Annotated in this window: 22 protein-coding genes and 1 pseudogene; 18 read left to right on the forward strand and 5 right to left on the reverse strand. The window is 36.3% G+C overall.

Annotated features, from left to right (window positions below):
• The first annotated feature begins 368 nt into the window (after positions 1-368).
• The 5 genes from PAND9192_RS06325 (at position 369) to PAND9192_RS06345 (ending at position 7260) form a co-directional block, all read left to right on the forward strand.
• The gene (locus tag PAND9192_RS06325) at positions 369-863 is read left to right on the forward strand and encodes a hypothetical protein (RefSeq protein WP_087853047.1); all 495 of its coding nucleotides are present in this window, start codon (positions 369-371) and stop codon (positions 861-863) included.
• Between the two features lie 376 nt (positions 864-1239).
• Positions 1240-2019: a hypothetical protein gene (locus PAND9192_RS06330; protein WP_087853048.1), complete on the forward strand. Its 780-nt coding sequence runs from the start codon at positions 1240-1242 to the stop codon at positions 2017-2019.
• Between the two features lie 484 nt (positions 2020-2503).
• Entirely contained in the window at positions 2504-3193 is a 690-nt protein-coding gene (locus PAND9192_RS06335) for a DUF4145 domain-containing protein (protein ID WP_087853049.1), read from the forward strand.
• A 509-nt stretch (positions 3194-3702) separates the two neighbouring features.
• A complete protein-coding gene (locus PAND9192_RS06340) occupies positions 3703-4341 on the forward strand; it encodes a glutathione S-transferase family protein (protein ID WP_061000333.1) in 639 nt (212 codons plus the stop codon).
• Between the two features lie 822 nt (positions 4342-5163).
• On the forward strand, positions 5164-7260 hold the full coding sequence (locus tag PAND9192_RS06345) for a hypothetical protein (protein ID WP_087853050.1): 2097 nt from the start codon (positions 5164-5166) through the stop codon (positions 7258-7260).
• 169 nt (positions 7261-7429) lie between these two features.
• Here PAND9192_RS06345 and PAND9192_RS06350 read toward each other — a convergent pair.
• Positions 7430-7669, reverse strand: a pseudogene (locus PAND9192_RS06350) (phage integrase N-terminal SAM-like domain-containing protein); the annotation flags it as partial.
• A 186-nt stretch (positions 7670-7855) separates the two neighbouring features.
• On the opposite strand from PAND9192_RS06350, the gene PAND9192_RS06355 reads away from it, so the two are divergent.
• The 4 genes from PAND9192_RS06355 (at position 7856) to PAND9192_RS06370 (ending at position 11788) form a co-directional block, all read left to right on the forward strand.
• Positions 7856-8569, forward strand: a complete 714-nt coding sequence (locus PAND9192_RS06355) for a hypothetical protein (protein ID WP_087853051.1) — start codon at positions 7856-7858, stop codon at positions 8567-8569.
• 672 nt (positions 8570-9241) lie between these two features.
• Positions 9242-9697 carry a YhfG family protein gene (locus PAND9192_RS06360; protein ID WP_012535201.1) on the forward strand — a complete coding sequence of 152 codons (456 nt, stop codon included), beginning with the start codon at positions 9242-9244 and terminating at the stop codon, positions 9695-9697.
• On the forward strand, positions 9690-10292 hold the full coding sequence (locus PAND9192_RS06365; protein WP_087853052.1) for a putative adenosine monophosphate-protein transferase Fic: 603 nt from the start codon (positions 9690-9692) through the stop codon (positions 10290-10292). Before PAND9192_RS06360 ends, PAND9192_RS06365 begins: the two co-directional genes overlap by 8 nt.
• A gap of 467 nt (positions 10293-10759) precedes the next feature.
• On the forward strand, positions 10760-11788 hold the full coding sequence (locus PAND9192_RS06370) for an ion channel (RefSeq protein WP_087853053.1): 1029 nt from the start codon (positions 10760-10762) through the stop codon (positions 11786-11788).
• A gap of 127 nt (positions 11789-11915) precedes the next feature.
• Here PAND9192_RS06370 and PAND9192_RS06375 read toward each other — a convergent pair whose 3' ends face one another.
• Positions 11916-12761 (reverse strand): cysteine hydrolase family protein, encoded by an 846-nt coding sequence (locus PAND9192_RS06375; protein ID WP_087853054.1) that lies wholly within the window; start codon positions 12759-12761, stop codon positions 11916-11918.
• A gap of 423 nt (positions 12762-13184) precedes the next feature.
• On the opposite strand from PAND9192_RS06375, the gene PAND9192_RS06380 reads away from it, so the two are divergent.
• From PAND9192_RS06380 to PAND9192_RS06395, 4 genes are all read left to right on the forward strand, one after another.
• Positions 13185-13811 (forward strand): YoaK family protein, encoded by a 627-nt coding sequence (locus PAND9192_RS06380; RefSeq protein ID WP_087853055.1) that lies wholly within the window; start codon positions 13185-13187, stop codon positions 13809-13811.
• 240 nt (positions 13812-14051) lie between these two features.
• The gene (locus tag PAND9192_RS06385; protein WP_087853056.1) at positions 14052-14648 is read left to right on the forward strand and encodes a hypothetical protein; all 597 of its coding nucleotides are present in this window, start codon (positions 14052-14054) and stop codon (positions 14646-14648) included.
• A 299-nt stretch (positions 14649-14947) separates the two neighbouring features.
• Positions 14948-15208 carry a hypothetical protein gene (locus PAND9192_RS06390; protein WP_087853057.1) on the forward strand — a complete coding sequence of 87 codons (261 nt, stop codon included), beginning with the start codon at positions 14948-14950 and terminating at the stop codon, positions 15206-15208.
• A gap of 79 nt (positions 15209-15287) precedes the next feature.
• Positions 15288-15590, forward strand: a complete 303-nt coding sequence (locus PAND9192_RS06395) for a hypothetical protein (protein WP_129583716.1) — start codon at positions 15288-15290, stop codon at positions 15588-15590.
• 74 nt (positions 15591-15664) lie between these two features.
• On the opposite strand, the gene PAND9192_RS06400 is transcribed toward PAND9192_RS06395, so the two are convergent.
• The 3 genes from PAND9192_RS06400 to PAND9192_RS06410 are packed head-to-tail and all read right to left on the reverse strand — an operon-like array spanning position 15665 to position 19592.
• On the reverse strand, positions 15665-16519 hold the full coding sequence (locus PAND9192_RS06400; protein WP_087853058.1) for a dimethyl sulfoxide reductase anchor subunit family protein: 855 nt from the start codon (positions 16517-16519) through the stop codon (positions 15665-15667).
• On the reverse strand, positions 16519-17148 hold the full coding sequence (locus PAND9192_RS06405) for a DMSO/selenate family reductase complex B subunit (RefSeq protein ID WP_065167657.1): 630 nt from the start codon (positions 17146-17148) through the stop codon (positions 16519-16521). Before PAND9192_RS06405 ends, PAND9192_RS06400 begins: the two co-directional genes overlap by 1 nt.
• Positions 17148-19592: a DmsA/YnfE/YnfF family dimethyl sulfoxide reductase gene (locus tag PAND9192_RS06410; RefSeq protein WP_087853059.1), complete on the reverse strand. Its 2445-nt coding sequence runs from the start codon at positions 19590-19592 to the stop codon at positions 17148-17150. The genes PAND9192_RS06405 and PAND9192_RS06410 overlap by 1 nt, the downstream gene beginning before the upstream one ends.
• 148 nt (positions 19593-19740) lie before the next feature.
• Here PAND9192_RS06410 and dmsD point away from each other — a divergent pair, with 148 nt between their 5' ends.
• From dmsD to PAND9192_RS06435, 5 genes are all read left to right on the forward strand, one after another.
• Positions 19741-20343 (forward strand): Tat proofreading chaperone DmsD, encoded by a 603-nt coding sequence (gene dmsD, locus PAND9192_RS06415; protein WP_087853060.1) that lies wholly within the window; start codon positions 19741-19743, stop codon positions 20341-20343.
• Positions 20336-20596: a 4Fe-4S binding protein gene (locus PAND9192_RS06420; protein ID WP_087853061.1), complete on the forward strand. Its 261-nt coding sequence runs from the start codon at positions 20336-20338 to the stop codon at positions 20594-20596. Before dmsD ends, PAND9192_RS06420 begins: the two co-directional genes overlap by 8 nt.
• Before the next feature lie 240 nt (positions 20597-20836).
• Positions 20837-21682 carry a patatin-like phospholipase family protein gene (locus PAND9192_RS06425; protein WP_087853062.1) on the forward strand — a complete coding sequence of 282 codons (846 nt, stop codon included), beginning with the start codon at positions 20837-20839 and terminating at the stop codon, positions 21680-21682.
• Positions 21683-21816: 134 nt separating this feature from the next.
• Positions 21817-22470 (forward strand): oxygen-insensitive NAD(P)H nitroreductase, encoded by a 654-nt coding sequence (gene nfsB / locus PAND9192_RS06430; RefSeq protein WP_087853063.1) that lies wholly within the window; start codon positions 21817-21819, stop codon positions 22468-22470.
• Between the two features lie 3 nt (positions 22471-22473).
• Positions 22474-22764, forward strand: a complete 291-nt coding sequence (locus PAND9192_RS06435) for a putative quinol monooxygenase (protein WP_087853064.1) — start codon at positions 22474-22476, stop codon at positions 22762-22764.
• Positions 22765-22873 lie beyond the last annotated feature (109 nt).

The raw sequence follows: 22873 nt of genomic DNA on the forward strand, positions 1-22873 counted from the left end.
CGATAGGGAATCTACTAACCGCGTGTTGAGTTTTTAAAGTAAAGGTATGGCTGTCCTATGCTCCCATGTTTATTCTTTCAGATAACCCATACACCCAAACAACAACCGTCATTCCCTACAGTGAATGCCCGCGAGGGCGATAGGGAATCTACTTGCCGCGCGTTTAATTTTTAAAGTAAAGATATGGCTGTCTTATGTACCTCCATTTTGTGATTACTATCGGGATTAACAACTAAAAATGTATCTGATTTATAATGATTTTTATATTATTGCGAGATAAATACGGGCAAGTTGTTATGAATCACAGAATTTTTATTAATAATGCGACGTGTTGTATAATGCGCTCTTTACAGCTTGTGGTTTGATTAATGCTTGAAAATGTAATAGCTCTAATAGGTTTACCTTTATTTGGTACCGTTGTGGGAGCATTTCTCACTAATTTCTTTTTTCCATATAAGCTCAAGCGTAAGCAATGGAAATGGGAAAAAGAAGTTAAGGCTAGAGAATCTTTGGTTGAATTACTTTCTCGAATAAGATTTGTTACTGAACACTATTTGAGTAGTTTATATATGGATTCATTCTCAATGTCTAACGCTCAGAATGTAGAGGAAGAAGTAATAGACCTAGTAAAAAACCTACACTCAGAGAGTTATAACTACCTGATCTATTTGCCTAAGAAAGACCAAAAAGTGTTTAAAGAGTTTTTAGAACAGTCTCAAAAGGTCTTTGATAAGCACAAAGAGACCTATGGTCAATGGCATGAAGACGATTATGATACCATGGAGAGACATCAAAACAACCTTCTAAATGAGCTTTTAGAGTTGAGCTGTGATTCATTGATAGATATGGGCTTTGATTCATAAAAATAAGAAAGATAGGACAGCCATATAAAGTGTTAATGGTTCAACGGCTGTCACTTTTTCAAATCAGGCATAGATGGGACACGACTGTTTTAATACCCGCGAGGGCGATAGGGAATTTACTAACCGCGCGTTGAGTTTTTAAAATAAAGATATGGCTGTCCTATGTTCCTCTCTATGTTCCTCACTACTAGTCAAAACCCCTGAAACTAGATGGCAAGTACCCGATTTTGTGATTACTATCGGGATTAATAACTAAAAATGTATCTGATTTATAATGATTTTTATATTATTTCGAGATAAATACGGGCGCGTGTTCAAAGAACAAATACGGGCAAGTTGTTAATATAATAAGTTGTTATACATAAGAGGTTATTTGGTGGAATATAGTCACGAAGAATATGGGAAAGTACTTCAAGTAGTCGGTGAAAAAATTGATAAGTATGCGATACCGATATTTATAGTCGATCAATCGAAAAGACCAGAAATAGTAGGTACAGGCTTTTTTATTAATTATATTGATTGTATTTATTTTGTAACAGCTTCGCATGTTATTGATGAACTCAATGATGCTGGATCTTTATTAAAAATAGCCTTAGGTGGCGGTATTTTTTCATTGGAACTTATAGGGTTAAAAAGAACAATATCTACTGAAAAAGGTATCGCAGATAATCATTTTGATATAGCGGTTTTGCCTATCAGTAAAGATCATGGATTATATTCACGCTGTTTACAGCAAGCAATTCCTATATATTCTAGTATGTTAGATAAAAAGTTTCCCACTGTAGATATGCAAATATTACAAGGGTATCCAGTATCAAAAAATAAGACTACAAGTCGATTTAATCGAGTGACTAATGATTATAGTAGTGCTTTGTGGACGTATTCATTTATGTTCGATGACTGTTGCGATTTTGAGTCTTTGGGTAAAAGTCCAGATTATCATTATGCAGTTAAATGGTTAGGTAAAGTTAATGGTCAAAAAATACCGAATCCTAGAGGTTGTAGTGGCGGTCCGTATTGGTTTGTACCTGATATTGAAAATGTAGATAATCAAATCTTAGCTGGAGTGTTTATTGAATATTGGAGTAAACATTCAGTAGCTTTTGTTACAAAAATCGAGCATGTGGTTAAATTGATCGAATGCGATTATGTATAACAAATAAGGATATGTGTCGCGCAGCCGACACCTATTCGAAGTGTTGGACAAGCCCGAGCGGCTTTATATAAGTAAATATTGGGAATGTCATGAAAGGTGATACTGAAAAGAAGTCGAGCGTTATCCTTGGCGTGAACCAATAATTTTAATACTTTGATTTATAATAAAATCCTCTTTAATTATTACGCGTTAATGCCATTATCCTTATTATTTTACGTTTTTATCTGGGTCGAAAAATCCCTTAAACATATGGCTGTCCTATGTTCCTCTTTCTGCTGACTATTACTAGCCGAAACCCCAGAAACTAGATGGCAAGTGTCCGATTTTGTGATTACTATCGGGATTAATAGCTTAAAATGTATCTGATTTATAATGATTTTTATATTATTGCGAGATAAATACGGGCGCATGTTCAAAGAACAAATTCAGGTAAGTTGTTAATATAATAAGTTGTTATACCTATAATTGAGTTTAGGAGTATATCTTGTCAAACAATGAGATAAGTAAAGATCAAAAAGTGGGTCAAAAATTGGATTCAAGTTGTGGTGTATGCAATAGAAGCACAAAACACCTCATACTATCCGATATATATTCCCAAGGTTTTGAGGAGCATGGGCAATATGGTGGCGTGAGTTGGTATGACGAATATCAAGTCATTCAATGCCAAGGCTGTGAAAGCATAGTTTTTCGATCAACGCATGAAAACTCTGAAGAGTATGATTATGGTTATACACATGATGGACAGGAATGTGTAATACCAATTAAGAAAATAGATGTTTATCCTAACCCTGAAGAAGGTCGACAACCTATTAATGACTCTTTCCTGATACCGCAAAAATTACATGCGATTTATCGAGAAACGATAAGCTCATTAAACTCAAATCATGCAATCCTTACTGGAATTGGCATTCGGGCAATAGTAGAAACTATATGTAAAGATAAAAATGCTCAGGGTAATAACCTTTATCTTAAAATTAATGACTTGGTAACTCAGGGGGTTTTAACACAAGATGGCGCTGACATACTGCATAAGTTGCGTTCCATTGGTAATGATTCAGCCCATGAAGTAAAACCACATGATACCGTTCAGCTAGGATTGGCTATTGATGTAATTGATCACCTTCTTCAAGGGGTGTATATCTTACCTTATCATGCTAAATCTAAGTTTAAATAGGTATAACAAATAAGGATATGTGTCGCGCAGCCGACACCTATTCGAAGTGTTGGACAAGCCCGAACAACCTTATATAAGTAAATATTGCGAAAAAAAACATAGGACACCCATAACTTTCGTAATCTATTTCGATCAATTCTGGCGAAAGACAGGACAGTCATAAAAGTGTTAATGGTTCAACGACCATCATTTTTTCAAATCGGGCATAGATGGGACACGACTGTTTTAATGTCCGCGAGGGTGATAGGGAATCTACTTGCCGCGTGTTGAGTTTTTAAAATAAAGATATGGCTGTCCTATGTTCTGCTGACGACTACTAGTCGAAAACCCAGAAACTAGATGGCAGTGCCCTATTTTGTGATTACTATCGGGATTAATAACTAAAAATATATCTGATTTATATATTATTTCGAGATAAATACGGGCGCGTGTTCAAAGAACAAATTCGGGCAAGTTGTTAATATAATAAGTTGTTATGAGTATTTGTGGATTAAGAAAAGGAAGTCATTTTGTATCAGCTATATTATTACCCAAACAACGCGAGTTTAGCTCCGCACTTTTTATTACATTTCATGGAATTAGAGTATGAATTATTGTTGGTTGATAGGAAATCAAGTCTCCACAAATCAGCTGAATATTTAAAATTAAATCCAGCGGGTAGAATTCCTACGTTGATTGACGATGGAATGGCAATCTTTGAAAGCTCTGCTATTTGTATTCATCTTTGTGAGCAAAACCCTGACTATGGTTTAATTCCTCACTTGGGAAGCAAAAGTAGACCTCAATTTTTTCAATGGTTAGCTTACTTAAACAATACGCTTCAAGCTGAGTTAATGGTTCGTTATTATCCGCATCGACATACAAATGATGAACTCACAATTCCAAATGTGGTTGCAGCGCAAGATGATCGAATTGGCGAATCATTATCGGTAATTAATGATCAACTTGAGGGTAATAAATACCTTTTAGGCGATGAAATATCAGCCTGTGATTTCTTCTTATTTATGCTTTCTGAATGGTGTTTGCCTATTAAGAAATCGCCATTAAGTTTTGAACATCTGTCAGCTTATCTAAATCGTTTATCATCACATCCAACAATTATGGCAGTTTGTGAGTTAGAGGATATTGATCTTAGCCCATTTAAGTAATACTCATAACAAATAAGGATATGTGTCGCGTAGCCGACACCTATCCGAAGTGTTGGACAAGCCCGAGCGGCTTTATATAAGTAAATATTGGGAATGTCATGAAAGGTGATACTGAAAAGAAGTTGAGCGTTATCCTTGGCGTGAACCAATAATTTTAATACTTTGATTTATAATAAAATCCTCTTTAATTATTATGCGTTAATGCCATTATCCTTATTATTTTACGTTTTTATCTGGGTCGAAAAATCCCCGCTAATTGCATGACATGCTGACAAAAACATAGGACACCCATAACTTTCGTAATCTATTTCGATCAATTCTGGCGAAAGACAGGACAGCCATAAAAGTGTTAATGGTTCAACGACCATCATTTTTTCACGAAAGATAGGACAGCCATAAAAGTGTTAATGGTTCAACTACCGTCATTTTTTAACTGGGGCATAGATGGGACACGACTGTTTTAATGCCCGCGAGGGCGATAGGGAATCTACCTGCCGCGTGTTGAGTTTTTAAAGTAAAGCTATGGCTGTCTTATATTCCTAAGTTCATTCTTTCAGATAACATATACCCAAACAACAACCGTCATTCCCTACAGTGAATGCCCGCGAGGGCGATAGGGAATCTAGTTGCCGCGTGTTGAGTTTTTAAAGTAAAGATATAGCTGTCCTATGTTCTCTTATCTGATTTATAATGATTTTATATTATTGCGAGATAAATACGGGCGCATGTTCAAAGAACAAATTCAGGCAAGTTGTTAATATAATAAGTTGTTATGTAGTAGTAAGTTAACTCAGATTACGCGTATATTTTAAAGGGTATTTAATGAACATTAGTCAGAAAAATAAAGATAATTTTTTTAATTTAGTTGATTCCTTAAAAAAATGTAGAAGAGCTGATTTATCGGATGTTAGTAAAAGCAAAGATGTTATCGAAAAACTATATGTTGACCCTTTAGATAATGATCTTATTTTAAAGTCGATTTCAAAATTAAATACGACAATTCTAACAGGGCGACGTGGAACTGGTAAATCGACAATTATAGCTCGACTTCAACATGATATAAGAAAGAGTAAAGATCGTCTTTCGCTATATATTGATGTTAAAAGTATTTTTGAACAATCTAAAGCATTCTCTTATAGCGCTGAAAATTACGCAGATCATTTTTCCGCTCAAGATCTAAATAAATACCTGATATATAAATCCTTTCTCAAGGAAATTATCTCAGAGATTAAGTTGGAGCTTAAAACCAATACTTTGAAGTTTTATCTGGCCAAAATTACCGATTATTTTGGACCGGATAAAACTGCTTTTGAAGAAGAGCTAAATAGAATTTTCGATGATATCGAAAAATTTGAATATATGGATGTTGAAGTACTAAAGCAAAAGAAAGTTTTATCTAATGAAGAAAATAAGAATTCAGTTAATCAAAAAGTTACAGCTAATGTAAGCGTTGATGCAAGTGGTCCGAAAGGAGGGTTTAATGCCGAGTACGGAACATCAAATTCTGATGCATCGAGTTTAAATGAAGAGTTTTCAGAAGTCCTTTTAAAATGCTTTAATCCCATTTTGATAATGCGGAACATAAGAGAATTGTTAAAAAAGATCGGTATTAATCATGTTTTTATTTGTCTAGATGACTTTTCAGAAATTGATTATGATGCGATGAAAATATTTGTAGATGTAATCATTGGACCTTTAAATAACCTTTCTGATGAATTCTTTAAATTTAAAATTGCAGCTTATCCAGATAGAATTTATCTTGGAGATATTGACCCGCAGAAAATCGAGCAGATAAGGCTGGATTTTTACGAACTATACCAAGCAAAAACCATCACTGACGTCCATGCTCAAGCACAAGGTAGCATTAAAAAGTTAATTGAAAAACGAACCCAGTTTTTCTGTAAACAAACTCCTGACGAATTCTTTGATACAACAAAAACTACATTGGATGATTACTATAAGGCACTTTTTGATATTACGTCTTGTGTTCCACGTAATGTTGGTTGGATTTTGTGGTATGCAAATCAGCAGAGTATTGCTAAAGATAAAAAAATAACGCTCAATGACCTGTCTATTGCAGCAGAAAAGCATTTCATTGATACTGTTAGGCCTTATTTCTCTCAAAATCAGTTCATGAGAGAACCTTTTGATATGAAGCTTGAAAAATACCACTTACACCAATTGTTAGAAAGGTTTGTTAATACAGCAAAAATTAACAAACGAGATATATTAGTTTCAGACTCTAAAGTTTTTGCAAAAGATAAGACTAAACCACCTACAAGCCACTTTTATATAAATAAAAAGCTAGAAGATGTTTTAAAACCTTTGGAAATGCAATTTTTCATCACTAAATATAATGAACAAAAAGATCAAGATAGTAGCGAGTTAATGAGCTTTTTTTCGTTTAATTATGGGCTTTGTGTGAGTGAAGATATCCATTATGGTCGAGGTTCTGATCGAAAGTATGTAATACAAAGACGTTTTAATAATACAAAAAGCTTACAAGGCTATTTAGCAGACGCAAAACATATAGCTTGTAACAACCACCAGTGTAAAGCAACTCACGATTATGAGATGTTACCCATGATAGAGATGTTTGATATGTTATGCCCTAAATGCAAAACAGGGACATGTAGCGTTGAACATGCAAATGTAGACGTTGAATTAGCTGATGAGAAAATTTTATTGTCCGAATTTGATATGCAGTTTATAAACTCACTAAAGGTGGACAGTCCACAGTACCCATCTGGCCTTGCTCAAGAACTTGATTGTACGTATCAAAAAGTTGGTAAAAGGGCTGCAAGGTTAAAAGATATGGGCTTTCTACAAGCACAAGAAATGACAATCAACAAAGCTTTGGGCAAGAGAAATTACTACTCTCTTACTGATGAAGCAGTTACAACGTATTTTGAACAGTAGTTTAATGCTACATAACAAATAAGGATATGTGTCGCGCAGCCGACACCTATCCTTGGCGTAAATGAATTAATTTAATTTGTTGATTTATAATGATTTCCATATTATTACGAGATAAATACGGACGTATGTTCAAAGAACAAATACCGAAAACATAGGACACCCATAACTTTCGTAATCCAGTACGATCAATTCTGACTGTGCTCCATGAATGGGTTTTAATCAGTTGAGCAAAGTATCGCTTGAGATCATCAGTGGTTAACGTATCAGGTGATTTATCTAAATGGTGAGTAATGTGACGAAGTGCACGACTATAACCATCAATAGTAGCTGGACGTTTATCTTGTAAAGTTAGGTGGGTAACATGTTGTTCATAAAGATAATCTGAACGTTGCTGTTGTTCGTTATTCATCATAAATACTCCATTATAAGGAGTATTTAAGGTAGCTTAATCGCTGTTTGCTTTACTCTGCCGCGTAGCGGCTTCGTTCAACAAAACATTTAAGAGTGATTCGCAACACTTGGCGCTTTCGCCTCGCTCAAGTATAGCCAAGCGTCGCTCACACCTTAATGCGGCGTTAGATTTATTGGATATATTATGACCAAATTACAAGCAAAAGTATCTAGTGGTGATTACAAAGGCACCCCTTTGTCTCCACATAAGCATAAAGAAGATAACAGATACGTGGCAAGTTTGACTCGATTTCAAGAGGATTATGTCAGAGTTGATACGATTGAAGAGCTAGCAACTTTGGTAGAATCTGGTTACGGCGCAAGAATGTCGAACGATACAATACCTAATGCACCTTCACTTATTGTGTCTGAAAATATCTCAAACTCTACGGTCAGCTCTCTTAAACCATTCGAGCATTTACCTACTTCAATTCGTGAACGTGATTTAGAATCAGATTCAGTAGCTAAGGTAAGAAAAGAACAAAGTTATCTTCGTGCACATTTATTACAAGGAAAAAAAGTAGCGAAATGTTCCCTATGTGGTGAAGAGTTTCCATTTGATTTACTTGTTGCAGCACACATAAAAAAGCGTTCCAAATGTAAAGACTACGAAAAACTCGACTTTGATAATATTGCGACTCTTATGTGTAAAACAGGGTGTGATGATTTCTTTGAAAAAGGCTATGTTGTCGTAATTTCAGGTGAAATAGTACAAGCTAAAAGAAAAGGGGTGACCTCACGAGTTCAGCTATTAATTGATCAGTTAGTCGGTAAAGTTGTTCCTAATTGGAAAGGCAGTGAGCAATACTATGAGTGGCATCAAAAAGCACATTACAAAAAGAAAGCAAAAAAAATCTAACAGATAAGGATATGTGTCGCGTAGCCGACACCTATTCGAAGTGTTGGACAAGCCTAAGCCGCTTTATATAAGTAAATATTACGAATGTAATGAAAGGTAAAACATAGGACACCCATAGCTTTCGTAATCTATTTCGATCAATTCTGGCGAAAGACAGGACAGCCATAAAAGTGTTAATGGTTCAACGACCGTCATTTTTTCAAATCGAACATAGATGGGACACGACTGTTTTAATGCCCGTGAGGGCGATAGAGAATCTACTAACCGCGCGTTGAGTTTTAAAAATAAACTTATGGCTGTCTTATGTTCTTATGTTCCTATGTTCATTCTTTCAGATAACCATACATCTAAACAGCAAGCGTCATTCCCTACAGTGAATGCCCGCGAGGGCGATAGGGAATCTACCAACTGCGCGTTGAGTTTTTAAAGTAAAGATATGGCTGTTCTATGCTCTAGATGGCAAGTGCCCGATTTTGTGATTACTATCGGGATTGATAATTAAAAATGTATTTGATTTATAATGATTTTTATATTATTGCGAGATGAATACGGGCAAGTTGTTAATATAGTAAGTTGTTATGTGCTTCTTTGTTCATTTAGCTTTCAAATATGGTAATCATTCCCTTTGAGTTGTAAACTAATACGATTTCCGCATAAATGTGCGAGGTAAGCATGAAATACGAATTATTAGTTTTAGCTGCAATGACACGATTAGAATCTCCAAATACTCAAGCTATCGTGGCTGCAACTGGGATTTCTGAGCGTAAAGTACAATCCGTAGTTAATTCATTAGTTGAAAATTTAGGCTTAAACATTCAAAGAGAGCGGCAGGGCCGAACCTTCCGTTTTTCTATTAATAGCTGGGGTGTTTTTGAATCAGGGAAAGCGATCCAGTCTCAACTTAATGATATTGATTTAGTTATGCCAAGTAATTCAATGCTTTCTTCTTACGAAGAAAAGCATGCCTATTTCGAGCAAGTTAAAATGGATAACTTTAAAGAAAGTATGCGTTTAGAAGGGCATGATGTTGCTAGTAATTTCGATTTATCACTCGACAGAGAGCAACAACGTCAAATTTTGTTAAACAAATACTCAAACGTAAATTCGTTAGAGGCGCTCAATGGCTGATAAATATGGCACAACACAAGATCCTTATACTTACGAAAATAGTACGGTTCTTGTTAATAAGCTAAATATCAACAATGAAGCGGTATTAGAGGCTGCAGAGCGTGATTTAACAACGTTAGCTGCAATGTATATAGAGTTTCAATTGCCTCCTTACGATTTCAGCTATCTGCGTTCAATTCATCATATGTTATTCTCCGATCTATTTGAATGGGCTGGCGAATTAAGAACGATTGATATTTCAAAGGGAAATACACGTTTCTGTAATGTAGCTAGGATTGAAAAAGAAGCAAATAATCTATTTTCAATGTTAGAAAAAGATAAGTATTTAGTAGATCTACCATACGATGAATTTCTTACTAAGTTAGCTGAGTATTATTGCGATATTAATGTTTTACATCCATTCCGTGAAGGAAATGGTCGTGCCCAACGTTTGTTGTTTGAGCATATTGCAATCAACTGTGGTTACAATATCAATTTTTCTGGCATTACTTCTGAGCGGTGGGTAGCCGCAAATATCCATGGTTATCATTGTAATTATGTGCCAATGAAAGAGCTGTTTTCTGTTTGTGTAACTAAAGCTGAAAAGCGCAGTTAACCAAATAAGGATATGTGTCGCGTAGCCGACACCTATTCGAAGTGTTGGACAAGCCCGAGCTGCTTTATATAAGTAAATATTGCGAATATCATGAAGGGTGATGCTGATAAGAAGTCGAGCGTTATCCTTGGCGTGAACCAATCAATTTAATTCATTTATTAATAATTAAATCCTCTTTAATTATTACGTGTTAAAGCCATTATCCTTATTATTTTTCGTTTTTATCTGGGGCGAAAAATTCCCGTCAATAGTGAAAAAATAAGACACCCATAACTTTCGTAATCCATTTTGATCAATTCTGACGGTACTCAATGAAAGACAGGATAGCCATAAAAGTGTTAATGGTTCAACGACCGTCATTTTTCAAATGGGGCACAGATGGGACACGAATTTTTTGAAATGTAATACATACAACCGTTTTATGATTGGCTACACTGTTAATATTATGTAAATCAAAAGGAAAGGATATGCATTTACTATTAAACGTCATAAAAAAAGTAATTAATAAGCATTTTATGGCGATTAATAGATATACATTAATGTTGCTCGTTAGTGGTTATGTCATGTTGAGTTGGATAGGTTTAGTGCTTGCTAAGGAATCTGATTTAACCGAAAGCATGGCAAGTTTTACTTATTATATCGTGACGACAAGTAGTACCGTTGGCTATGGTGATTTAAGTCCAACGACTGCATATGGACAGTTATTTGCAGCCTTATTTATTATTCCTTGTGGCGTGAGTTTATTCGCATTGTTAATAGGTAAAATTGCAGTTTTTTTTACTGATTTTTGGCGTGCAAATAGAAGAGGGAAGCAAAAATTGAATTTGGAAAATCATATTATCGTTATTGGTATAAATAGTAGTCGTACGCCCCATTTACTTGAAATGTTGAAAAGAGAAGAGCAAGGACGGCGAGAGGTGGTAGTGGTATCGTGTGAATATGATGAATCACCATTTGATACCGATGTACATTTTGTGCGTGTTAATTCATTTACTGACGCAATAGAGATGGAGCGTGCAAGCCTTTCTACAGCGAGTGCTGTGATAGTTGATACTGACTTAGATGATGCAACTTTAACCATCAGTTTATTTATTGCAGAGCAAAATAGTGATGCACATTTAGTGGCGCATTTTGATGATTCGATTAAGCGAAATCTATTACATAAATATTGTCCTAATTCTGAATGTATATCGTCATTATCAACAGAGTTAGTGGCTAAGTCGGTAATCGATAAAGGGTCGAGTTTTATTCATTCAGAATTAGTGAGTGCACATAAAGGACAGACCCAATATTCTATTGAAGTTCCACTACATATTGATGATATTACACTTGAGTCAATTTATTACACATTCAAAAAACATCATGAAGCAATTATTATTGCAGTGCGTCAACGAAATAAAACGTGTGAGATTAATCCGAGTTTAACTACCATACTTACCGCTGGTGATATTGTTTATTATATAGCGGATGAACGGATTATTGATTTAACTTGGTAAGTTGTAACTTGAAGTTTTTATTGTTTTTTTTGATTAAAAAATAATGATAGTACTATCATAAAAAAGTTTGAGAAATTTCAATGTTATTACTGTTCATATTGCGCAGTTACCTCGCGCAATATGAGATCTAACGGCGGATAACATCGGTTGTATTAGCGATGTTAACACCTAAAGCGAGCATTCTTTCAACAAAGGCTTGTGCTTGTTTTTCAAAGCCAGCAACAGCGCTGGTGGTATCAATTAGAAGAGTTAATTTACGAATGTCATCGCGCGGTAGCTTGTCGACCATTTGTTCTACAGTACTAGCGACGCAGTGAGATAGGGCTTGTCCTGAAATAAAGACACGATCACTATGTATGACTAATGCAGTTAATTGGGGATCAAACTGGGTCTTTATATCATCATGGAGTGGGTATTCAGCCTCACATCCGCCATAGTGTTCAGTATGTGGGTTTTCACCTTTAGATATGGTGTGGCGTGAAGTGTTTTTCTGCTTTTCCCAATTCTCAATAGCTGTTTGAATTGGTGCCACAACAGTATGACCAACTGAATCAGTAACACAGTGTGTAGGCCAAATAATGAGGCTGTATTTACCTGTTTGCTCAAGAGACTGAGTATATTCAAGTACATGGTTAAGTTGTTCTAGATCGGTTGGCTGCCACAGACCATCAACAATATCTTGATAACTAATAAGCGTAAATGGGGCTGGATGTTGACCAAGCTTATTTTGCCAATAAATCGAATGTGCAATATCGTATTCATGGTGGCTATCAAGGGTTACCACGATATTGTTGATGCTAGTTTGTTGATTATGAATAAAGCGAGCCAATCGTTGCGCGTCTTCCCATGAATGAGGAACAGGAAGGGCGGGAGAGATTGTCTGTGCGGCTACATTAAGTTGCTGATGTAATGGAACATCATAAAAGTCGTATTGAGGATCAATAATAAGTAATGATGTGATTGTTTGATGCATTGCATACTCCTTTATGCTTTGAGTTATAGATACTCATTGACCAACTGCTAGTAATAAAGTCGACGTAAATATACGTGGGTGAGCAGTAATTGAAAAGAAATAACATAACTATTTCAATGGTCAAATAGGGGGATAACGATATGTTTTGTATTAAAAAAGATATGGCTGTCCCAAAATATCATTTATGTCGACATGAAAGGCAAGGTTGATCACCCTAAACCTCTTGGTGGTGGTGGTGCACGTATGGTTTGTGGCGTGATTAAGTAATAAATAACATAGTCATAATATTCTCAAAACTATTATGGCTATGTTTAACCTATGTTAAATACTCAAAATAAATGTAATACTGACGAAATTGTTATCATTATTTAATACTTTAAGCCATTGAACCTATCTTTAATTAAACCGACTATTCTTTCGGCTATGCCATTCTTATTATTATTTAGCGCAGGTATTGTTGATGCTATTGGTTTTATCCATCTTAAAAATGGTTTATTTGTATCCTTCATGAGTGGTAATACAACACACGTGGCAATGTTGTTGTCTAATCATCAATATGGACAATCAATATCTTATATAGGAGTGATCTTACTGTTTGTTACAGGGATCACCGTCGGTGAGATGATTGCTGTATTGCATAAAAAAAATTATCGTTGGCTGGTGATGAGTGCTGTTTCTATATTGTTATGTAGCGCTATTTTTATCGAAAAAATTACCGTTCCAATGGCAACTAACTTTGTACTTGCTTTTGCGATGGGGCTACAAAACATTGCATTAAGGATCACAATCAGTAAGGCGATGCCATTAACATTTGCAACCGCTTTTCTCGCAAATACAGGACGAGAGTTGGCATTACTACTGCTTGGTCAAGGAGATAAGCAACTATTTTTTAAACAAATTAGCTTATGGCTTGCTATTTTTATTGGCGCTATCGTTGGTAGTAATTTAATGGCGCTCTCATTAAATTACGCCTTAGTTGTGCCTGTTGTATTGTGTCTATCTATTACAGGATTACTTTTTTGGTTAAAAGATTTAACCAATGATGATTAATTTACTATTCAAGTCTACTAAACAGCATAACAATCCATCGATGCAATGGAATAAATATCCTATTACTGATTGTTTTGAGCGGAGCGTCACAAATCTATTCTTACTGAAATGTTGCAGAAAATAATTAACACATAATAATATGCCATTTGGTTTATATGGTGGCTGTTAGCTGTTAATATCGAGATTCAGCGGGATGGTTGAATCTTGGCTTTGAATGCGATGGAAACAAAAGGATTTGTTATGAAAATGCTTGTTGGCTTTTTTTTGATTACATTACCATTAAATACGATTGCAAATGAAATTGAAGCACCATTTGGTTTTGTATGGGGGCAATCTTATCAGCAAATAAGCAGTAAAGTGTTGTTAACTGATTGTTCTACTAGAAAACATTTAATGGTGTGTGAAACAACGCAACCGATAAAAAAAGTTTCTTATGGTGAGCGTTATATCGTAGTTATCGATCATAAACATGGGCTTCAAAAAGTAATGCTCGTTAGTCGAAATATTTCTAGTGATACGCTTGGCGTTGCAGGGAAAGCTTTGTACAGTCAAGTAAAAACAAGCTTAACTAAAAAATACAATCCTCCCCAACTAACTGATTATTCGGCTAATAATAATGATGACGACAACGCATTCTATCAATGTTTAAAGGCTAATGATTGTGGTAATTGGTTGTCTCATTGGCATGGAAAAGATGGCAGCAAAGCTATAGTTGAGCTAAAAGGCTTATCTGGTGAAAAAGGATATTTAATGATGACATACCAATCAAGTAAGTGGGAGAAGATCATTAAATTTGTAAGTATAGAAAAACAGAGAGCTGATTTTGAAGCATTATAATCGTGTAGGCTTTATTGATTATCATTAACATTTGTTTGTTAATTTTATTTATTAGATAAAAATATTGAGTTTAGTTATTTAAAGAAATAAAACCTTACATCGTTGTCATAAACGAAATAAAAGTAGCTTAAAATAGGCTGTATTCGTGGTTTTAATCACCTTTTTTGTCGTTTTTTTCGTTGAATAAATAATTAAACTCACTATAAAATGTGATGGTTATGTTACAGAAGCAATAACCAAATTTACTCGACTTACATGGAATGAGTCAGGTTAGATATATTAATCATAAGGAAATGACGATGCAGTGGGATGACGTAAATGGTCCAAGATCTTTCTTTGGTAAAGCACCTGTTGATATTTACAAGCCGATCGAGATAGGAGAAACCGCAAAACTTCGCTCAAATAAACATGAAATTAAAGTGAAAATTGTTGATTGTCAGTCTGATTTTATGAAGGGTGAAGTGATCGAAGTGAGTTCTGATATTGAACTAGAAATGCTTGTTCAGGGCGATATGGTTAATTTTATACCTCAAAACATTGTGACGTTATATCGTAATTAGTAAAACAAGACATCATCTCTGATAGATATTAATGATTATATTGGAGATGATTTATTAACGCGCTTAAAGGATGAAGTTAGTGGTGGGTATAAGTAAATCTGGTGCTGAACGTTATGGTAAAATGTTTGCACAATTAACCGATGAGTCATGGTTATTCGGTGTGATTGTTGCTGCTGTATTTTTAGTGATTACATTATGCTTAAGTTATAGCATTGTTTATTTTCTTCCTCTTTATCAGCCAACATCAGAATCAGTTATCGCAATAATGACAACGTTAAGACCATTAATGTTTGTGTTCCCAGTTATTACTGCAGGGTTAACGTTTGCTGCTAGTTTTAGAGCGGTTAAATCTTATTTGAATACTAAAGCAATGGTGCAGTAATTTAGATTAAAACGCCATCCACACTTTTTAGGTCGTGTATGGCGTTTTTCATTATGCTTATAATATTAAATCAATTATATGATTCCAACGGTGAAGTGTAAGCCGTAAAAAACGCCGCGACCGATAAGTTCAGCAATAAACATCACGATAAAAGCCAGCAAACTAATGGCTGTAATTGCTTTAGTTTGATGTGCTTTAAACGCAGAGAATAACCATAGCCCTCCAGCTATCACCAGTAATACCAAGCGCGTAATAATTGACCCTGAGTAAACCGCTAAATGTTCAGCTCCAGTTTGAATTGATGTAGTTATTGTTGCGATATCAACCAATTGCCAAGCAGTGATAACCAGATGTATAGCAATCATGCAAACACCAAAAATTGCTAGTTTAGTGTTTAATGTCGCAGTGGCAGTTTGGGTTAGATTGAGCAATACATAACCCAGTAATACACCTGACATTAATACAGTGCCAATAAATTCAACGTAAGTAAAACTGCTATCCCAAACGGGTACGGTATTAATCAAGTATACTTTGATCATTGCCGCCATAAATACAATGCCGGCAATTGCCACAATAATACGTGCAATTTTTAATACAGATTCAGTCACTATTTTGAGCAGGTCAGCTAACCAATACAGGCCACCTACAGCAAAAAATATACTACCAGTTAAGATTTCATTCGATAAACCAGAGTGACCAACACGGTTAAGCGCATTAAATGCCCGTAAAGGGCTGCCGAGGTGCATAGTAGAAGCAGCAAAACCGATTGCCATAAATGCCCATAATACAATCATACTTAATACCAAAGGCTGGCGATGTTTGGCTGCTGATCCCAGTTGAGATAACCGTCCTGCTGTAATGATATAACCGCCGACGGCTGTTTGTGCTAATACAGTGAAGGCAACCAGGGGTAATTCAGGATATAGCATTATTTTACCTCTCGAGGGTTCTGTAAAAAGCCACTGGTATCACCTACAGGCTTACCGTTTGGATTTAACTTAATGATCAAGTTTGGATGGGTAATGTTTGAATCTGGCAGTGGAGCACAATTAGCATTGGTGCCGTATTTCTTGCGCAGCTCGCTTATTTCCCCAAACTCGATAGCACGCAATGGACAACTATCAACACAAATAGGCATTAGCCCTTCAGCAACACGCTCAAAACAGCCGTCACATTTGGTCATATGGCCTTTTTCTTCACTGTATTGCGGCGCACCATATGGACATGCCATGTGACAATATTTACAACCAATGCAAACATCTTCATTGACAACAACTAAACCATCTTCTTCACGTTTATGCATAGCGCCTGATGGGCATACTTTAGTACAAGCAGGATCATCACAGTGATTACACGAAATTGAGAGATAATATGAGAACACATCTTGGCGAAATACGCCGTTATTCTCACTCCAATTGCCACCTACATATTCATAAATTCGACGAAAGTTACGATCAATGCCCAGATCTTTATTGTCTTTACATGATAATTGGCAGGTCTTACAGCCTGTACATTTACTTGAATCGATGTAAAAACCGTATTGTTTTTTCGGTGTCATTATACAGCTCCCATGCTTTTAACGAGTTTCACTTCAACTAGGTTGGTGTGAGATGGGTTAGATTTTGCTAACGGACTTGGACGGCTGGTAGTGAGAACATTGATTGAACCTGCCTGATCAACACCTTTACTGTTGGGTGAATACCAAGCGCCTTCACCAAGAGCTGTGACATGGGGCATGATGCGAGGAGTGACTTTTACACGCACGTTAACTTCGCCTTGCTGACTACGAACACTAACTAGATCGCCATTTTTAATGCCGCGAGGCGCTGCATCGACAGGGTTCATCCATAGTTCTTGCGGCGCTGCAGCTTTTAAAATATCAACATTACCGTAAGTTGAATGGGCACGGGCTTTATAGTGGAAACCGGTTAATTGTAATGGGAATTGTTCACGTTCTTTTGCATCCCAACCATTAAACGTTGAATGGTATTCGGCAATAGGAGTGATGAATTCATCTTTACCAAGAGTCCATTCTTTAGCGATAACTGCTAATTGCTCTGAGTAAATCTCAATTTTTCCTGATGGTGTCGAAAGTGGGTTAGCAATCGGATCTGCGCGGAAGTCCTCATAAGGTACATGTGGGCGATCAAATTGCTTTTTATAGATCCCTTGTTTTCGCATGGTGTCGTAATCAGGTAAATCGGGATCATTATTTTGCTTAACAGTTTCAGCATACATCCACTGTAACCATTCTTCCTGAGTACGGCCTTCAGTAAAGGCTTGCTCAACACCCATACGTTTGGCAACGCCAGACATGATGTCGTAAATAGGTTTGCACTCAAAGCGCGGTTTAATGGCTTGGCTTGCAAAAATGAAATAGGGCATGGATGCCGCTGCACCGTCCATGCAGAAATCTGATTGTTCTGATGTGGTACAGTCTGGCAGGACAATATCGGCATATTTTGCAGATGATGTCATGTGGTTATCAATCACCACAATCATTTCGCAGGCTTTTTCATCTTGTAAAATATCATGGGTACGGTTGATATCTGAATGTTGGTTAATCAGACAGTTACCCGCATAGTTCCAGATAAACTTAATTGGATTATTGAGCTTTTCAGCGCCGAGAATACCATCGGTTTTATCCGTCATTTCATTGGCACGGAAAATAGCATCGGTCCATAAAAACATTGGAATAGCGGTTTTTATTGGATTATCAACTTTAGGGAAACGAACAAAAGGGTAACTATGATTACCTTCACGAGCACCAGTACCACCACCTTGAAGGCCTACTTGACCACGCAATAAAGATAACATCATGATTGCTTTACACGCTTGTTCACCGTTTGCTGAACGTTGTAATCCCCAACCTTGAGTAATATAAGTGCGATCAGCATTGCCGATTTCACGCGCAAGCTTGATGATTATATCTGCTGGAATACCTGTAATAGGGGCTGCCCATTGCGGTGTTTTCGCGGTTTTATCATCGCCATTACCTAAAATATAGTCTTTGTAGCTGCCATTTTTAGGCGCAGATGACGGTAATGTTGTAGCATCGTAGCCAACACAGTATTTATTTAGAAATGGCTGATCAACTTTATTTTCTGTAATTAATACATGGGCGATTGCGGCACATAATGCAGCATCAGTACCATGTTTAATTGGAATCCACTGATCTTCACGACCACCGGCTGTATCGGTATAACGCGGATCAATACAAATAGTGCGAGTATGATGGATTTTTTGGCCATCAACAAAACTGTGAACTTGACCGCCACCAGACATGCGTGTTTCTGCTGGGTTATTACCAAACATGATACATAAATCAGCATTTTGAACATCATCAATGCTGTTATTATCAACAAATGCGCCGTAGAAGAATTCACTCATACGCTCAATGTTTGCCGCAGAATAGTCACCATAGTGGTTCAAGTAGCCACCACAAAGGTTCATCATACGAGCGATAAGCGTGCTTGATGGATCCCAACTTTTTGTTACCGTTCCACCAAGGGTTCCAGTGCCATAGTTGAGGTAGATCGCATCATTACCATATTCTTTAATCGTATGCTTGAGACTATTGCCGATGATATCAAATGCTTCATCCCAACTAATACGTTGAAATTTACCTTCACCACGTTTACCAATACGTTTTAATGGGTATTTGAGACGATCGGGGTTGTAAACTCGGCGACGCATTGAACGCCCACGTAAACAGGCACGTACTTGGTGAGAATGGTTAAACACATCATCACCGGTGTTGTCTGTTTCTACATATTTAATCTCACCATCAACAACATGCATTCGTAATGGGCAACGAGAGCCGCAGTTAACAGTACATGATGACCAAACAATGTGTTCATTGGGTTTGATTGGTGTTTCTTTAGCAATGGCTTTAACACTGGTAAATGGTAGGGACATTCCTCCAGCGGCAGCAGCCAGTAAAGATCCACTTTTAAGCACGCTACGACGAGTTATGCTCAGTGGCTTTTTTGAATTCGACACGATATATCCTTACGACATTACTTCTTTGTTTGTGATGGCGCAATTATGCCTTTATCAAATTATCATTTATTGTTTTGTATCAATATATGTAAAATAGTTTCAAAGCATTATTATGTTAAAGATATAAATTAATAGATGATGAGAAACTATGTTCATTTGTAATGATATGGAAAATATAAAAGTATTAAGTAGAATTATCGGTGGTTTGTTTTATTACCATCCAAGCCAATATGAAACGGTAGGTATTAATGCAGTTTTAGCGTTAGATAACAGCGGATTTTCTCTGTTTGATAAAACCACAGCAGCCATTTCGGCGACAGATCCTCATACTTTATCTGTCTGGCATGATCAATTATTTACTGGTGTTGGTGAAATGGAAGCACCACCTTGGGGATCGGTTTATTTAGATAAAGAATCGGTGGTATTTGGTGATTCAACCCTCGCTTTTCGTCATTTTTTACAACAAAACAGGATTGAATTTGAAGCAAAACATAATGAACCTGAAGATCAATTTGGATTAATGGTGATGGTAATCGCCAGCTTAATTGAAGAGCAACAATATGACGCTGTTACTGAGTTATTATCCAACCATTTATTGCCTTGGTCAGAACATTATTTAGAATTATTACAACAAGCTGCGCCCGTTGGTGCTTATCGTGACTTAGCTGAATTAGGCCAACGTTTTATTACAGAGCTTGCTCTGCAGTTTAATGCTGTTAAAACACCGACTAAGATTTATTTCAATGCGTGATTCAAAGCAATATAGCCGTCGTCAATTATTTACCCATTTTGCGCGGCCGCCAGTTAAACAGCCTCGATTAGTGATCAGTAATACTTGTGATAATTTATATGGCTATTGTGAAAGTTGTAATGATTCGTGTTCAAAGCAGGCAATCACATGGTATGCAGATAAAAAGCCAGTTATTGATACAGACAAATGTAATCGTTGTCTAGAGTGCATTGATGCTTGTTTTATTTCAGCAATAACGATGACTGAAGAATAAATATTAGTCGGTGGTTGTGGTTGAAATTACGTGTTTTATTTTTGTAAGTTTTAAAAAAGCTTATATATTTACTAAGTGGAATAACCCTCATATGAGCAGTGTGGTTGTTTTTAAACTGAAATATGCAATAAAAGTATGCTTTTTCTATTATTGTGCACAGTAATATTCGGCTTATATTGATACTCTGATGTCACATGCGATTGGATTTCAATAAGTTTATAACTTATAAGGATAAATGTTATGAATGATACACCTAAGCGTGCTTTGGTTGTTGAGGGTGGAGCAATGCGTGGCATTTTTGCTACGGGTGTTCTTGATGCATTTCTTGAAAAAGATTACAACCCATTCGATTTTACGATTGGTGTTTCTGCCGGATCAATGGTGTTAATGGGTTACTTGTGTAAAAACCATAAACGTAACTACCAAGTGATCACGGAATATGCTCGCAGTAAGTCATTTATTAACTACGTTCGCTTTGCAAAAGGGGGCAACCTTATTGATATTGATTGGCTATGGTCTGAAAGTATTAATAATTTACCACTTGAAGTTGATAAATATGAAAGCCAAGGGATCCCGCTTTTTGCTACCACAACGAATATAGCTACTGGCGATGCTGATTATATTGAAGTGAAACGTGATAATTTACAAAGTCTGATGACCGCAACCTGCGCATTACCGATTGTTTATCGTAATTTTCCTAAAGTAGATGGTATTGCGATGAGTGATGGTGGCATTGCTGATCCTATTCCCGTTATTGAAGCTTATCGTCGTGGGGCGCGTGATATTACCGTCGTACTATCTCATGCGCAGGCAAATTTTGTTCATAGCCATCAAGTGCCGTGGTTAACCCGCAAAATTTTTAAAACAACGCCAGTATTTGGTCAAGAATTTTTGACAAAGGAATCTCGTTATAATAAGGCATTGTACTTTATTCATAATCCGCCAGCTGATTGTCGAATTACAGCCATTGTTCCTAATAAAGATTTTTTGATTAAGCGTCTAACACGTGATGTCAATAAATTAAATGCAGGCTATGAGCTAGGACGCCAAGCAGGACTTAAGGCTATCGAAGAAGATATGAAGTAACGCGTACAACATTGTAATAATCGTTTCTGAGAGTAAAAATGAGTTTTGGAAAATCGATATAGTGTATAGGTTTTCCTTTTTATCATCTAAGAGTATGGTATAGCATTAAAGATTATACGGTACAGGAAAATAATATGACTATTGTAGATGCTGCGAAGAAGCGCTATTCAACCAAAGCTTTTGATCCTTCTCGTAAGTTAACAGATGATCAATTACAACAAATTAAAGCGTTAATTAGATTAAGTGCTTCTAGTGTAAACTCACAGCCTTGGCATATTATTGTTGCCGCTACAGATGACGCGAAACAGCGTATAGCGACAGCAGCTGAAGGACCGTATGTATTTAATAAACCTAAAATTTTAAATGCGTCACATGTATTAGTTTTTTGCTCAAAAACAACGGTAGATGATGATTACTTAAATGATCTATTAGCGTGTGAACAGCAAGATGGTCGTTTCTCAAATGAACAATCAAAGCAACGCATGGTTGATGGACGTAATTTCTTTGTTGATTTACATCGAAAAACATTAGGTGATGCTGATCATTGGATGCAGAAACAAGTATATCTTAATATTGGTTCGTTGCTATTAGGTGTTGCTGCAATGGGGATTGATGCAGTACCTCTTGAAGGTTTTGATCGTGAGACTTTAGATAAAGAATTTGATCTTAATGCGCAAGGTCTTACAAGTTTAGTCGTTGTACCTATTGGCTATCATAGTGCTGATGATTTTAATGTTGAGGTGCCAAAGTCACGTTGGCAGAATGAGCAAATTTTTACGGAGTGTTAACGGATGATTTATTTATTAGCAGAAATTAAAGCTAATTCTCATTGTATCGAGAAAGCGCAAGCATTATTAGAGTCACTTATTGCGCCAACGCATTTAGAAGCAGGTTGTGAAAGTTATAAGCTGTTTGCTGATCAAAATGAAGCAGGATTATTTGTGATGCAAGAAGTATGGCTGTCACAAGCTCACCTTGATGCACATTTAGAAAGCGCGCATTTTCTCAACTTTTTAACTGCCGCTGATGAATATAAATTATTTGAGTATGTAAAATTACGTCCAATGAATTTAGTCGAATAATTTAGCGTTATCTCATGATTTACGTTAAATAAAAGCCACTGGTGGTATTTGTTTAAATAACAAATATCGACAGTGGCTTTTTTATTAGCTCTTTAAGGCTACTTTAGAA

The sequence above is a fragment of the Photobacterium andalusiense genome, assembly GCF_900185625.1.
GTDB lineage: Bacteria > Pseudomonadota > Gammaproteobacteria > Enterobacterales > Vibrionaceae > Photobacterium > Photobacterium aquimaris.

Coding starts and splice junctions, on each gene's coding strand:
- PAND9192_RS06370 (WP_087853053.1), top strand. CDS start 10,760: ATGCATTTACTATTAAACGTCATAAAAAAAGTAATTAATAAGCATTTT.
- PAND9192_RS06425 (WP_087853062.1), top strand. CDS start 20,837: ATGAATGATACACCTAAGCGTGCTTTGGTTGTTGAGGGTGGAGCAATG.
- PAND9192_RS06380 (WP_087853055.1), top strand. CDS start 13,185: ATGCCATTCTTATTATTATTTAGCGCAGGTATTGTTGATGCTATTGGT.
- PAND9192_RS06405 (WP_065167657.1), bottom strand. CDS start 17,148: ATGACACCGAAAAAACAATACGGTTTTTACATCGATTCAAGTAAATGT.
- PAND9192_RS06345 (WP_087853050.1), top strand. CDS start 5,164: ATGAACATTAGTCAGAAAAATAAAGATAATTTTTTTAATTTAGTTGAT.
- PAND9192_RS06400 (WP_087853058.1), bottom strand. CDS start 16,519: ATGCTATATCCTGAATTACCCCTGGTTGCCTTCACTGTATTAGCACAA.
- PAND9192_RS06365 (WP_087853052.1), top strand. CDS start 9,690: ATGGCTGATAAATATGGCACAACACAAGATCCTTATACTTACGAAAAT.
- nfsB (WP_087853063.1), top strand. CDS start 21,817: ATGACTATTGTAGATGCTGCGAAGAAGCGCTATTCAACCAAAGCTTTT.
- PAND9192_RS06325 (WP_087853047.1), top strand. CDS start 369: ATGCTTGAAAATGTAATAGCTCTAATAGGTTTACCTTTATTTGGTACC.
- PAND9192_RS06435 (WP_087853064.1), top strand. CDS start 22,474: ATGATTTATTTATTAGCAGAAATTAAAGCTAATTCTCATTGTATCGAG.
- PAND9192_RS06390 (WP_087853057.1), top strand. CDS start 14,948: ATGCAGTGGGATGACGTAAATGGTCCAAGATCTTTCTTTGGTAAAGCA.
- PAND9192_RS06360 (WP_012535201.1), top strand. CDS start 9,242: ATGAAATACGAATTATTAGTTTTAGCTGCAATGACACGATTAGAATCT.
- PAND9192_RS06420 (WP_087853061.1), top strand. CDS start 20,336: ATGCGTGATTCAAAGCAATATAGCCGTCGTCAATTATTTACCCATTTT.
- dmsD (WP_087853060.1), top strand. CDS start 19,741: ATGTTCATTTGTAATGATATGGAAAATATAAAAGTATTAAGTAGAATT.
- PAND9192_RS06375 (WP_087853054.1), bottom strand. CDS start 12,761: ATGCATCAAACAATCACATCATTACTTATTATTGATCCTCAATACGAC.
- PAND9192_RS06385 (WP_087853056.1), top strand. CDS start 14,052: ATGAAAATGCTTGTTGGCTTTTTTTTGATTACATTACCATTAAATACG.
- PAND9192_RS06355 (WP_087853051.1), top strand. CDS start 7,856: ATGACCAAATTACAAGCAAAAGTATCTAGTGGTGATTACAAAGGCACC.